At 44.1% G+C, this 13,879-nt stretch carries 8 protein-coding genes; all 8 read left to right on the top strand.

Annotated elements, in window-relative coordinates:
- The first annotated feature begins 38 nt into the window (after nucleotides 1–38).
- The 8 genes from ACEN9X_RS27825 to ACEN9X_RS27790 all read left to right on the top strand — a co-directional run bounded on the left by ACEN9X_RS27825 (nucleotide 39) and on the right by ACEN9X_RS27790 (nucleotide 13,871).
- A complete protein-coding gene (locus ACEN9X_RS27825; RefSeq protein WP_413668239.1) occupies nucleotides 39–1,424 on the top strand; it encodes a GDSL-type esterase/lipase family protein in 1,386 nt (461 codons plus the stop codon).
- Between the two features lie 15 nt (nucleotides 1,425–1,439).
- Nucleotides 1,440–2,270 (top strand): alpha/beta hydrolase, encoded by an 831-nt coding sequence (locus tag ACEN9X_RS27820; protein ID WP_413668238.1) that lies wholly within the window; start codon nucleotides 1,440–1,442, stop codon nucleotides 2,268–2,270.
- Between the two features lie 285 nt (nucleotides 2,271–2,555).
- Nucleotides 2,556–4,307: a RagB/SusD family nutrient uptake outer membrane protein gene (locus ACEN9X_RS27815; protein ID WP_413668237.1), complete on the top strand. Its 1,752-nt coding sequence runs from the start codon at nucleotides 2,556–2,558 to the stop codon at nucleotides 4,305–4,307.
- Between the two features lie 27 nt (nucleotides 4,308–4,334).
- Nucleotides 4,335–4,778 (top strand): DUF5004 domain-containing protein, encoded by a 444-nt coding sequence (locus ACEN9X_RS27810; RefSeq protein WP_413668236.1) that lies wholly within the window; start codon nucleotides 4,335–4,337, stop codon nucleotides 4,776–4,778.
- 24 nt (nucleotides 4,779–4,802) lie between these two features.
- Nucleotides 4,803–5,810, top strand: coding sequence for a DUF4961 domain-containing protein (locus ACEN9X_RS27805; RefSeq protein WP_413668235.1), 1,008 nt, complete (start codon nucleotides 4,803–4,805; stop codon nucleotides 5,808–5,810).
- A 95-nt stretch (nucleotides 5,811–5,905) separates the two neighbouring features.
- Nucleotides 5,906–9,004 (top strand): SusC/RagA family TonB-linked outer membrane protein, encoded by a 3,099-nt coding sequence (locus tag ACEN9X_RS27800; RefSeq protein WP_413668234.1) that lies wholly within the window; start codon nucleotides 5,906–5,908, stop codon nucleotides 9,002–9,004.
- A gap of 27 nt (nucleotides 9,005–9,031) precedes the next feature.
- The gene (locus tag ACEN9X_RS27795; protein WP_413668233.1) at nucleotides 9,032–10,738 is read left to right on the top strand and encodes a RagB/SusD family nutrient uptake outer membrane protein; all 1,707 of its coding nucleotides are present in this window, start codon (nucleotides 9,032–9,034) and stop codon (nucleotides 10,736–10,738) included.
- A 40-nt stretch (nucleotides 10,739–10,778) separates the two neighbouring features.
- Nucleotides 10,779–13,871: a SusC/RagA family TonB-linked outer membrane protein gene (locus tag ACEN9X_RS27790; protein ID WP_413668232.1), complete on the top strand. Its 3,093-nt coding sequence runs from the start codon at nucleotides 10,779–10,781 to the stop codon at nucleotides 13,869–13,871.
- Nucleotides 13,872–13,879 lie beyond the last annotated feature (8 nt).

The following is a 13,879-nucleotide window of genomic DNA, read 5'->3' as shown; positions in this document are numbered from 1 at the left end:
AATTTATTTTTTGCTGAACACATTATAATTAACAGTTAATGAAAAAGTTGATTTTATTATTAGTACTAATAGCAGCGCGGGGAGCAGTAATTGCCCAAAATATTGCGCCTTTTCGCGCCGGAGACCGGGTGGTCTTTGTTGGCAACAGCATTACCGACGGGGGGCACTACCATTCATACATCTGGCTCTACTACATGACCCGTTTCCCAAACATGCGGATAACCTGTTACAACGCAGGGATTGGTGGCGACGTAGTTGGTCAAATCAACGATCGTTTTGAAGATGATGTGTTCATTAAAAGACCTAATGTTTTAACACTTACCTGGGGCATGAATGATACAGGGTATTTTGAATGGTACCGTGCCGACGCACAGGAGTTTATGGATAAAAAGATCCAGGGTTCATACGATAATTATGCACTGTTGGAAAACAAACTTAAGCAACATCCGGAGATCCGTAAGATCTTCATCCTCGGTTCGCCTTATGACGAAACCAGCAAGTTCACTACCAAGAATATCTACCCAAAAAAAAGTGCCGCTTTTTCAAAAGTGATAGATTTCCAGCGCGATGCTGCTAAAAAGAATAATTGGGGGTATGTTGATTTTTTTCATCCTATGACCGAGATCAACCTGCACGAACAGGCCAAAGATTCAACATTTAGTTTAACCCCTAATGACAGGGTGCACCCCGATAATGATGGGCACCTGGTAATGGCTTACCTGTTTTTAAAAGCCCAGGGTTTCAGTAATAAAGTGGTGGCCGATGTTACTGTAGATGCTAAAAGTAAAAAGGCAATTAAAGCGGTTAATTGCAAGATAACCAATGTAGTATCTGCTATGGATTCAGTATCGTTCAATTATCTTGCAAACTCACTGCCTTATCCTATAGATACTATTCCCCGTGGCTGGGGCAACCGCAAAAAGCAAGCTGATGCCCTTAAGGTTATTCCGTTTATCAAAGAGATGAACCAGGAGTTGCTTGCTATTAAAGAGTTAAAACCAGCCAATTATGATGTGCTTATTGATGGCGAAAAAATGGGCAACTGGTCGGCCGACCAATTGAGCGCTGGCATCAACCTTGCCGAGATCACCACCACGCCGCAATATCAGCAGGCTATCCAGATCCGGGAGTTGAATGAGGAACGCTGGGATATTGAAAGGCGCATCCGTATGTACGTTTGGATGCAGTTCGACTTTTTAAAGGGTAAAGGTTTGCTATTCCATGATACCAATGCTGCCATGGATACCATTAGCAAGTATGCCAGAAAAGACATTTTTGTAAACGGCAACAAGGATAATTACACCCGTGCCCGCTACAAAAGCCTGCGCGACGCATGGCAAAAGGAAATGGATGTACTTACCGATCAGATCTACGCTATAAACAAACCACAGAATCATCGTATTACTATCATAGCCTCAAAATAAAATCACTATATACAGATGAACATTAAAAAACTATTATTTATTCCGTTATTTACCTGCCTTGCGGTCTGTTGCTTTAAAGCGAATGCTGCAACGGTTGATACGGTGCTGACCCATAGCGCCGCGATGAACAAGGATATCAAGGCAGTAGTAATTAAGCCTTCCGACTACTCGAATACTAAAAAGTTTCCTGTATTGTATCTGCTGCACGGTTTCAGCGGTAATTATAGTGATTGGATCAAAAAAGTACCGGCAGTTGCCAACCTTGCCGACACCTATCAGTTTATTATAGTTTGTGCCGATGGCGATTTTGCGGGCTGGTATTTTGATAGTCCAACCGTTAAGGAATCACAGTATGAAACCTATGTGGGTACCGAACTCGTAAATTGGGTTGATAAACATTACTCAACTATAACTGATAGGAAGGGGAGGGCCATAACCGGTTTGAGTATGGGGGGGCATGGCGCCTTGTATTTAGCTTTTAAGCATTTAGATAGGTTTGGGGCGGCGGGCAGCATGAGCGGTGCGGTTGATATCAGGCCTTTCCCGGATAGTTTCGGCATTGAACGGGTGCTGGGTAAATACAGCGAACATCCCGACAGATGGGAGCAAAACAGCGTTGTAAACCTGATTTATCTGTTAAAACCAAACTCGCTTGCTATAACATTTGATGTTGGTTATGATGATTTTCTTTACCAGGCCAACCAGGAACTGCATAAAAAGCTGCTTGAGCGCAAGGTGCCCCATGATTATACTGTGAGGCCAGGAGCGCACACTTGGGAGTACTGGGGCAATTCTATCAATTATCAGGCTCTTTTTTTTAGCCGTTTTTTTAACGGGATTAAATAGGGGAGAAAGCATACCTTACAAATACAGCATTTTCAACCGATTGTAAATGTTGTATTTGTTAAAATCTGAGCAAAGAAATTGCGATTTTGAAAAATATTGAAAAATCGAATAAAAAATTTGCTAAATCGTTTTTATGAACTATATTAGTAACAGATTTCGATATCTGAATTATAAACCAATTAATAAACAGTTTTTAAACTTTAGCTCCGCGGGTTAATAATGTAGAATTGCTAAAACGATTTTATATTTTCTCTGTCGATGCCTGATGTTAACTAACCCTATAGTATGAAAAAACTTTACTTCAAGGTTCTTGCTTATTCGGTTTTGGGGGGCTCTATTTTTTTTACCTCGTGTAAAAAGGATGGCTTCCTGGGGCAAACGCAAACATCAAACCTAACCGAAAACACCGTATTTACTGATAGTGCCAATACCGTATCATTTTTAGCCAATATTTACAGCAACGTTGGTTTCAGTGCAGCCGCGGGCAGGTTTACTTACGGGCCGATACTTTCGCCAACCCCTAATGGAGGCCTCGATGCTGCATCCGACGAGGCTGAGGTATCGGCATCAGCGGGTTCAACCGCACTGGCTTTTGAAACCGGTACTATTAACGCTGCGGTAGTTACGGATGATGCTTATAAAAACTGCTACACCAATATCCGGTCGGTAAACCAGTTACTTAAAAACTTGCCCCAGGCACCGATCAATAGCTTCGTTAAAACACAAATGAAGGCAGAGGCCCGGTTTTTACGTGCCTGGTATTATTCCATATTGGTAAAGCATTATGGTGGTGTACATTTATTGGGCGACAGCATCTATACTTATACAGACAAGATCCCGGCCGCCCGTAATACTTATGCGGATTGTGTGAACTATATCCTTGCCGAATGCGATGCAGCCGGGCAAGATCTGCCGACAGTACAATCGGGCGTAAGTTACGGCAGGGCTTCAAAAGGGGCTTGTCTGGCTTTAAAATCAAGGGTGTTGCTTTATGCGGCAAGTCCGTTATTTAATGGTCAGTCCATAGGTGAGGGTAAAACGGTTGGCTTGGCCGGCTATCCGGATAGCGATCCTAAACGGTGGCAACTTGCGGAGCAGGCCGCTGCCGCTGTGATATCAACAGGGATGTATAGTTTGAATGTGGACAATGCCACAGCTCCGGGTTTCGGCTTTCAAAAGCTTTTCACCAAGCGCGTAAATACCGAATACATTTTTCAACTGATGCGCCCAACGGGCAATGTTGACCTTGAAAACTTATGGCAGCCGCCAACCCGTACAGGCAAAAACGGTGCATTCCCTTTGCAGGGCTTGGTTGATGCCTTCCCCATGAGCAACGGCAAGCTGATAACTGATCCCTCATCAGGCTATAATCCCAACGATCCATATGCCAACCGCGACCCACGGTTGAATTACAGCATTATTCATGATCAAACGCCTTTACAAATCAGACTCGCATCAGGTACTTCGCCAATAAACATCTTTGTAGGTAAGTACAACGGAAACACTACCGGACCTGATGCCGTACATGTTGGCACTACTACCGGCTATTACACCAATAAAATGCTTGATCCTGCTGCTGTAGCAAATGATTTTGAGCACCGTACCGATCGTTGTCTGCCGCTGATCCGCTACGCCGAGATCCTGCTCAACTATGCCGAAGCAGCTAATGAATATGAAGGTCCTACGGGAGCGGTTTATTCGGCGGTCGAAGCTATTCGTCAAAGAGCAGGCTTAAATCCTTATCAATTGCCAACCGGATTAAATCAGGCTGAAATGCGTGCGGTTATTCAAAACGAGCGCCGCATTGAACTGGCTTTTGAAGAGCACCGTTTCTGGGATGTGCGTCGCTGGAAGATCGCCGATCAAACAGATAATATAACTACTAAAGGCATGGAGGTTGACCGTGATGGCGCTGCGGTAGCATACAAACAGTTTGATGTGCGCAAACGCAATTTCCGTAAAGCGATGTACCTGTGGCCTTTTCCGCAAAGTGAGGTTGCTAAATCGCCCGAATTGATCCAGAACCCAGGCTATTAATTACCCGACAGCATAAATAATATTGATATGAAATATAATTACAAAGCAAAATGGATTTACCTGGTGCTTGTGGCTGTCGTTATGTTGGCGGCAACATCATGTAAAACCGAAAAGATAGTGCCCGGGAGTGAGGCTCCAAAAGACATCGCAGGTAATTGGCGGGTAATCAGAGCCACCCGAAACGGTACTGATCTGACATCCATTATTGATTTTAGTCAGTTCAGGATCAACTTTACCGATAAAGGCTATACGCTGGTGAACAAGCTGCCCTTCCTGGTAAGCAAGGATGGCGCTTTTGCACTTGATGATCCGAAGTATCCTTACAAGATCACTTTTACGGCAACAGGCGACAAGCCGGTTTCAACTCCTTTTACCTATCCAATTGTAAATGGTAAAAGGCAGCTCAGCATAACCTTTAGCCCCGGCTGCACCAATAATACCTACGTGTACGTGCTTGAAAAAGCCAATTAATAAACCAAAAGTAACAGATAAATTATGAGATCATATTTACTACATATAAAAGGTAAAAATTTGTGGAAGCTGTGCGCTTTGGTTGTGTTGGGCATTGCCCTGGCCTGTTGCGGCGAGCAGATCACCAGCGTCGATCAGCCTGCTACTGCTACCGTAGGCGCTTTAGTGCCTATAACTGTGCATTGCGATATCCCAACAGCGGGCGATGGTGGTCCAGACTACCTGATCTTCGGTTTCCTGGTACCTAAAGGTTGGAAAGCTGCACAAAATACTACCATAACTTATACCAGTAAACAAGGCAATGGCAATATGACACTAATCCCTGACGGTACTTTGCCTAAAAATGGTGGTGGGCTTACCTGGCCGGCTTATATGAAAAAAATGTTCGGCAACGGCGGCAACCTTATTGATGATGTAGAATGGGTGGCTTACCAAACAGATAAAGCCTATAGTCATACCGGCGGAGTTGAGTTTATTGTTGACTTAAATATCAAAACAAAAGTAGGAGCTGATAATAATAACATGCTGGTAAAACTGGGCTATACCATAACAGATAGCGGTAACGGCTTTACGAGCGATGGTAACGGTACTTATTACAGCGTGCTGACCGGTATGAATTGTTTTGAAGTAACCGGCGGCAGCGGCGACCTGGTTGACTTTTGCAACCCGCAACTTACAACCATAGATCCGCCAAAATCACTGGATAACGATTTCGTGACCCTCACCTTTGATGGTACGGTTACCGACACTCATTTAAAGGGAGAAAGCGAAGTTTACCTGTGCGCAACGGCTTATACCAGCGATGGCAAAACCATAAATGTTTGTGAGCAAACCACTAAAACTATGCTCAAGCAAACCACGGCCACCAGTAAAAAGTATCAGCTTACGTTTTGGCCGCGATCATTCTTTAATGTAGGAGATGCACAAACCATTACCAGAATGGAGTACTTCTTGACAGATAAAACCGGTAAAACGAAAGTTGGCTACGGTAATACCGATGCCCCGTTCACTTACACATTTAAATGCGGTTAATCCATAGATAAACAAAACAGCGAATGCATTTAACCAATGTGTATTTGCTAAAACGATATTTAAACCTATTGCCAACAATTTTAAACCTGAAAAATATGGCTTATTGCTACATAAAGAGATGCTTAACAGGTATTACACTGTTGTTACTGATGCTGGCCACGGCCGGTTATGCAGTTGCGCAGCAGGATACTACCGCCATGGTGCCTGCACAACCCGGTCAGGCAAGCGGTATCGTACTTGACGAGTACGACAACCCGCTGCAGGGTGTTAGGGTAACCAATAAAGGAAATAATAGTACCCAAACTACAGGTAAAGACGGCGCTTTCGCTATTAATGCTACCAAAGGCGATATGTTGGTATTTACCGCCGCAAATTATAACGCCCGCCAGGTTGCTGTGAAAAACACTACAGGTATCAGGGTAAGGCTTTTAGATACTTATATACAGAAGCCCAAAACCATCAATGTACTTTATGATACCGTTAGCACAGCAAAAAGTGTAGGTGCCATATCAACTATTTATACCAATCAGCTAACTACAACACCTTCTACTTTATATACTTACGCCTTGCCCGGACAATTGCCAGGTTTATATACCCAACAATATAACGGTTTCGCTGCTCCCCAAACAGGTGTACAGACCGTAAACGATTTTATTGGCGCGGTAGTGCAGCACAATAACTATTCGGCTAATGATAATAGCGAGTTTGGCCTGTTTTTAAGAGGACAGGCGCCGGTAACCATTATTGATGGTGTTCAACGTGAGATAGCTTCGCTTGATCCTGAAAGTATTGAGTCCGTTTCAGTTTTAAAAGATGCGCTTTCAAATATTATGCTGGGTATCAATAGCTCGCGCGGAACATTGCTGATCACCACCAAACGCGGACAAGCCGGTACGCCTCATATTTCGTTCACGGCACAAACCGGTATTCAGCAGCCTTTGGGTTTACCCAACCCGCTGCCCGCTTATCAATATGCTTATTTATATAACGAAGCTTTGCAGAACGATGGTAAGCCTGCTCTTTATAGTGCTGCTGATTTTAATGCTTACCGCAACCATACCGATCTTGTAAGGCATCCGGATATCAACTGGTTCAAAACAATATTGCGCGATAACTCGCCCATGACCAGTTACAAGCTTAATGTAAATGGTGGTACACAAGTAGCGCGTTATAGTGTTTCATTAAATTATCTCGATCAGGCAGGGATGTTCCGCCAGGATCCGTCTGTGCCTTACAACACCAATAACGATCTTAACAGGTATATTATCAACTCCGATCTGGCGGTTAACGTAACAAAAAAGTTTACGGTTGATCTGCAATTGTTTGGCCGCGTTCAGCAAAGCACACAGCCGGGAGCAGGGTATGGAAACATATTGAACACGCTTTATAGCCTGCCAAATAATGCTTATCCATTATACAACCCAAACAAATCATTTGGCGGTACAACTACTTATACCAATAACTTACTTTCACAAACCGAGTTTTCAGGCTATCAGCGTACCAACAGTAATGACGTACTTGCCAACCTCGACCTCAATTATGACCTGAATAGTATTACTCCGGGTTTATCTGCCAAAGCAAAGGGGAATCTTGCTTTTTCATCGCAAAGCTTCTTAAACCGCTCGTTGCAGAACAATGCTTACTCGTTTAATGCGGATAGCTCTTATTCGGCGGTAGGATCATCGGTTGCGCAAAGCAATTCATATAGTACCGTATCGAGCGCCCGCTATTCATTTGCCCAGGCATCGGTTAATTACGACAGGACTTTCGGTAAAAGCAATTTTACAGGTATGGCTTTATATGATGTGCGCTCGGTGGTGTTAAACTATGACCTTTCGCAGGTAACAACGAACCGCGCTCTAAAAGCCGGTTATAACTATGACGGTAAGTACTTTATTGAGGCTGCCGCCAACAGCAGTGGTTATAACCGTTATCCTCCCGGTAACCAGTACGGCTTGTTTTATGCAGGTGGTATCGGCTGGCAAATGGGGAAAGAAGGTTTTATCAAGGATAATTTCAACTGGATTAACTCATGGAAATGGCGCGCAACCTATGGTAAAACAGGTAATAACAATGTAGATAATTTCGGCTATTATAACTTTTTACAAACCTACGGTGCTACAAACGGCTATTCGTATAGTACCGGTACCTCAAAAAGCCCGGTACAAGGATTTTATGAAAATACGCTGGCCAACCCTTACATCCGTTGGGAAAAAGCCCGCAAACTGGATGTAGGTACAGATATTTCACTGTTTAATGATCATTTCAATATTACCGCTGATGTTTACAGGGACAGGTATTACGATCTGCTACAGGTTAGAGGGAATAGTATTGCATTGTTAGGTACTTCATATCCTTACGAAAATTTAGGTATTAATCTTTATAAAGGCGCTGAACTTACTTTAACCTATCAAAATCATATTCAAAACTTTAATTATTTTATCTCAGGTAACGCTTCTATCCAATCGTCAAAAATTATTTTTAGCGATGAGGAACCATATCCTTATCCCTGGATGAGGCATACTGGTCGTTCAACTACAGCTATTTATGGCTACACTGCCATTGGCTATTTCAAAGATGCTCAGGATGCAGCAACCAGCGCAACAACTACAGGCTACACGGCACAGGCAGGTGACGTAAAATACAAAGACCTCAACGGCGATCATATCATTAACCAGTTTGATGTTTCGGCCATCGGTGGTAACCGGCCTCTGGTTTATTACGGGCTATCAAGTGGTTTTAACTACAAAGGCTTTAGTCTGAGCTTCCTGTTGCAGGGTGTGGCCAACCGCGAGCTGATGTTCAACAATTCGCAGGTGAATGGTTTTGCCGGAGTGGGCTTCCTGGGGCTTACTTACAGTGGCCAGGGATACGAGACTATTTTAGGTCGCTGGACACCTGAAACCGCCGCGACTGCGACCGCGCCGAGGTTATCACTTGGTAATGCCAATAACACTGCCAATTCAACACTGTATTTACGAAAAGGCAATTATGTGAGGCTTAAAAATGCCGAGATCGGCTATAACCTGCCTTATGAATGGGCGCACAAACTCAGGCTCTCTGGCTTGAGGGTATTTGTAAACGGCGAAAACCTGTATACGCTTTATGGCTATAAAGATTTCGATCCGGAAGTATATGGCACTGCTTACCCGATTCAAAGGGTGATAAATGCCGGTGTTAACATTAAGCTTTGATTTTGGCCATCATAAAATATGACGATCATGAAGAATTTCAACAAAATAATTTTAGCGGCCGCGGGCATCATTTCTGTAATGGCAGGCTGTAAAAAATACGAGCAATTCCCGGTTGATAAGGTGACCATTAACTACGTATTTGATAAAAAGGACTCGCTGGGAACTAATGCTCAGATGTTCCTGTACGGGATTTACGCATCATTACAAAATGGCCATAGCAGGATTGGTGGTGATTACCTTGATGCTGCGAGTGACGATGCCATATCATCGGCTGCAGGCGCGTCAAACGAGGTTACCGTACTGTCAACGGCGGCTTACAACTCTTATACTGTTCCTACTGACGAAAATCTGTGGGCATATTATTACGCCGGTATTCGCAAGGCAAACGAGTTTGTAAATAACATAGATGTAGTGCCGGTAATGGCTAAATACAATGGTTACTCCATGAAATATGTATGGAAAGGCGAAGCCCGTTTTTTAAGGGCGCTGTATTACTTTGAGCTGGTTAAACGCTATGGCGGCGTACCATTATTGGGCAATAAAGTATTTACCATAACCGATGACGTATCCCTGCCCCGAAATTCATTTGACGATTGTATCAAATACATTGTAAGCGAATGCGATGCTATCAAAGACACACTGATGACCGCCCCGCTGAGCAACCCTAATGCCGACTATCACCGCCCAACCAAAGGCGCGGCTATGGCTTTAAAAGCAAAGGTGCTACTGTACGCGGCAAGCCCTTTGTTTAACGGGCAAAATATTGATGTTTCAAATCCGCTGACTGGTTATACCGATTTCAGTGCCGATAGATGGGCGCAGGCCGCCGCTGCTGAAAAAGCAGTAATGGATCTGAATGTTTATTCGTTACTACCCAGTTTCAAAGATGTATTCCTGACCCAGAATAGTTCGGAAAATATCTTTATTCGCCAAACTGATAATTCATCATCGATAGAAACCACCAACGGACCGATAGGCTTTACAGGGGCGGTAGGTAAGGGACAAACCAGTCCAACCCAGCAATTGGTTGATGCCTTCCCGATGCAAAACGGTTTGGCAATTACCGATCCCGCATCAGGTTATAACCCGGACAACCCTTACATAAACCGTGATCCCCGCTTAACATACACTGTGCTTTACAACGGTACAAGATGGCTTAACTCCGATCTGCAATTGTTTGAAGGTGGCATCAGCAAACCTAACGGCTCGTTACAGCAAACCAAAACCGGTTACTACATGCGCAAGTTCATGGGCAACTTCGAAAATACCAATGCCTACGCAGCCCACGTGATCGACTGGCAGATACTCCGTTATGCCGATGTGATTTTAGGTTACGCCGAAGCACTTAACGAATCGGCCGGGGCTACTGCCGATGTGTATAACGCGGTGATCAGCATCAGGAAACGTGGCGGGATTGATGCGGGTACCGGTAATTATGGACTTAAAGCCGGCATGACTAAAGACGAGATGCGCACCATTATTCAAAATGAGCGCCGTGTGGAAATGGCTTTTGAAGAGAACCGCTATTTTGATATCCGCCGCTGGAAAATTGCCGGTACGGTGATGAACCAGGCCCAAAAGGGGATGAGCATTGTGAAGATAGGTTCAAGTCTTACTTACAATGTGGTAACGGCCCTCACTACCAAATTTGAATCGCCCAAGATGTACCTGTACCCGATACCTTATGATGAGGTTTTGAAAAACCCGAATATGAAACAAAATCCAGGATGGTAATCTCAAAACCGATTCAGTTAAATCAAAAAAATTAAGCTTTATGAGAAAAATAATACTTTTCTTCCAGATATTAATGATCCTGCTCCCGGCAGTGTCATTTGCGCAAAGCCGAACCATAACAGGTACTGTGCGCGATATTACCGGGGTATTGCCGGGGGTATCGGTTATTGAAAAAAGCGTTGCCAATAACGGCGCCATTACAGATCAGAGCGGTAAATTCAGGCTTGTACTTAAAGGAAAATCGAACACTATTATAGTCCGTTTTATCGGTTATATTCCAAGAGAACTCCGGGTATCAGAAGCCGGCCGGATGGATATCATCCTGCAAACCAATACCAATGGTTTGGACGAGGTTGCGGTTGTGGCTTACGGAACAAGAAAACGTATCACTAATACAGGTGCCGTAAGTTCTATTTCCGCCAGTGAAATTCGTACAGTGCCAACAGCCAACGTGCAAAACGCGTTGACAGGTAAGCTTCCTGGTTTCTTTTCACAACAGGCTTCCGGTCAGCCGGGTAAGGATGCATCTGATTTTTATATCCGTGGTGTAAGTTCATTGAACCCTTCAGGCAACCAGCCGCTTATTATTGTGGATGATATCGAATATAGCTATGACCAGCTACAACAAATCAACGTAAATGAGATAGAAAGTATTTCTATCCTAAAAGATGCCTCCACTACTGCAATTTACGGTATTAAGGGAGCCAACGGTGTATTGGTGGTTACCACACGCCGTGGCAAGGCCGGTACACCTAAAGTAAACCTCCGTGTTGAAAGCGGTATACAGCAGCCAACTAAAACGCCGCAGTTTTTAGATTCATATAATACAGCAGTACTAATTAACGAGGCGCAGCACAATGACGGCATTCCGCTTAGCTTTACCCAGCAGGACCTCGACCTGTTTAAAAACGGATCGGACCCATACGGGCACCCCAATGTGGATTGGTATAATAAAATCTTCAAAAAGTACACCTATCAAACCAATGCAAACCTTGATATCTCAGGTGGTACAACAGGGGTGAAATATTTTATCTCCGGAGGTGCCTTAAATCAAAATGGTTTAGTGCGTGACTTTGCCGACCCGCAAAGTTTGGTGAATACCAATTACTATTTTAAGCGTTACAATTTTCGCTCAAACCTCGATTTGAAAGCCAACAAAACGCTTGACTTACGCTTGGATATCACCACCCGTTTCTCCGATTTGAACCAGCCCTACAATGAGAACGCTGTTAGTGAAGTATACAATTTTACTAAGGAAACGCCTTTTACCGCGCCGTATCTTAATCCAAACGGAAGCTATTCATACGCTTATTCATCATTTAACCCCGATCACCTGCCAACGCTAAATGCAAGGCTGGCTACAGGTGGTTATCAGCACTCACGCCGTACGGATTTTAACGTGCTTTTTGGCGCTACTCAACGATTGGATGATTTGACCAATGGGCTTTCGGTAACAGGTAGGGTAGCATATTCCAGCATAGAGCAGTTTACCAAACAAATTTTTAACGGCGGGATCCCGGCTTATCATTACGACCTTGCAACTAACCAATACACATTAAGGCCGGGTGCTACTTATGTTTATCAAACTTATGCACTAACGGGAAGTACCGATATCAGCACTAATAATTATAACCTTCAGCTTTACGCTAATTACGACAGGACATTCCGTGGTTCGCACCATTTTTCGGGACTGGTATTATTCAACCAAACGTCACAGACCTATTTTACCTATCCGCTGCTTGATGGTGCGCAGGTGGGTGTTCCGCAGAAATTCCGCGGCGTATCGGGCAAGGTTGGCTATGATTTTAAGCAGAAGTTTCTGTTTGATTTTAACGTAGCCTATAACGGTACCGACCGCTTTGCGGCCAATCACCGCTTTGGTATTTTCCCGGCTGTGAGTTTTGGCTACAATATTGCAAAAGAGTCGTTTTTTGAAAAAGCTATGCCGGTTTTCAGTCTCCTGAAACTGAGAGGAAGTTACGGTTTGGTTGGTTCGGATGCAGCGCCGGGTAACCGTTATGTATACAACCAGGTATATAACCAGGGCGGTGGCTACAATTTTGGAGAAACTGCCCAAAACTACACTACCATATACGAAGGTTCATTGGGTAACCCGACGGTTGTTTGGGAGCGCGCCAAAAAAATTGACATTGGTTTGGATGCCAACTTATTTAACGATAAGATCTCCATCACTGCCGATTACTTCCATGATATCCGTTACAATCAGCTGATCACCCCGGGTAGTGTGCCTGAGATATTAGGTGTTGGCTTACCGGCAATAAATATTGGTAAAACCCGTAACCAGGGCTTCGACGGGCAGATCAGCTACCACAGTACCCTTGGCAAAGTACAATACAACGTGGGTTTCGTGTTTTCTTATGCCAAAAACAAGATCTTGTTTGAAGATGAGGCTACACCAGCTTATCCATGGCTGGCACAAACAGGCTATTCTATCGGTCAGCAATATGGTTATCATTTCATGGGATATTATACCGCTGCTGATATTGCCGCGATCAATTCCGGAAGCAAATCGGTTCCCGTACCTGATAACGGGATCCCGTTGCAGCCGGGCGATTTGAAATACCAGGATTTAAATGGCGATGGTGTCATCAACGTATTTGATAAAAGACCAATCGGTAATCCCAACCTGCCAAACACTATACTTGGCCTGTCATTACAGGCAGTTTACAAAGGTTTTAGTGTGAGCGTGCTTTTGCAGGGATCATTCAACTACAGTTTCGCGGTTATTGGTACAGGTATCGAACCATTCCAAAGCCAGTTTCAGCCGATACACCAGGAACGCTGGACGCCCGAAAACGCGGTTAACGCGGCTTTTCCGAGGTTAACTACCAATCCAACTTCGGTAAACAGCCCGACCGCCTATTTCTCTGATTACTGGTTGCTGAACGCGCATTACGTTCGTTTAAAAACGGTTGATATCGGCTACCAGCTACCAACTAAACTGTTGCCTTTCAAGATCAATAATGCCCGTATCTATATGAGCGCGTACAATTTGCTTACGTTTGACAACTATAAAAAATACCAGCAGGACCCGGAGATTGCCACCAATACAGCAGGCGACGCGTACATTAACCAGCGTGTAATTAACCTGGGTATCCAGGCAGGCTTTTAATAACCAAT

This window comes from Mucilaginibacter sp. Mucisp86 (assembly GCF_047324315.1).
In the GTDB taxonomy this organism is placed as follows: Bacteria; Bacteroidota; Bacteroidia; order Sphingobacteriales; family Sphingobacteriaceae; genus Mucilaginibacter.
The sequence above is the reverse complement of the archived record's forward strand: the minus strand, read 5'-3'. Positions and strand labels throughout refer to the sequence as shown.

Coding starts and splice junctions, on each gene's coding strand:
- ACEN9X_RS27825 (WP_413668239.1), top strand. CDS start 39: ATGAAAAAGTTGATTTTATTATTAGTACTAATAGCAGCGCGGGGAGCA.
- ACEN9X_RS27820 (WP_413668238.1), top strand. CDS start 1,440: ATGAACATTAAAAAACTATTATTTATTCCGTTATTTACCTGCCTTGCG.
- ACEN9X_RS27815 (WP_413668237.1), top strand. CDS start 2,556: ATGAAAAAACTTTACTTCAAGGTTCTTGCTTATTCGGTTTTGGGGGGC.
- ACEN9X_RS27810 (WP_413668236.1), top strand. CDS start 4,335: ATGAAATATAATTACAAAGCAAAATGGATTTACCTGGTGCTTGTGGCT.
- ACEN9X_RS27805 (WP_413668235.1), top strand. CDS start 4,803: ATGAGATCATATTTACTACATATAAAAGGTAAAAATTTGTGGAAGCTG.
- ACEN9X_RS27800 (WP_413668234.1), top strand. CDS start 5,906: ATGGCTTATTGCTACATAAAGAGATGCTTAACAGGTATTACACTGTTG.
- ACEN9X_RS27795 (WP_413668233.1), top strand. CDS start 9,032: ATGAAGAATTTCAACAAAATAATTTTAGCGGCCGCGGGCATCATTTCT.
- ACEN9X_RS27790 (WP_413668232.1), top strand. CDS start 10,779: ATGAGAAAAATAATACTTTTCTTCCAGATATTAATGATCCTGCTCCCG.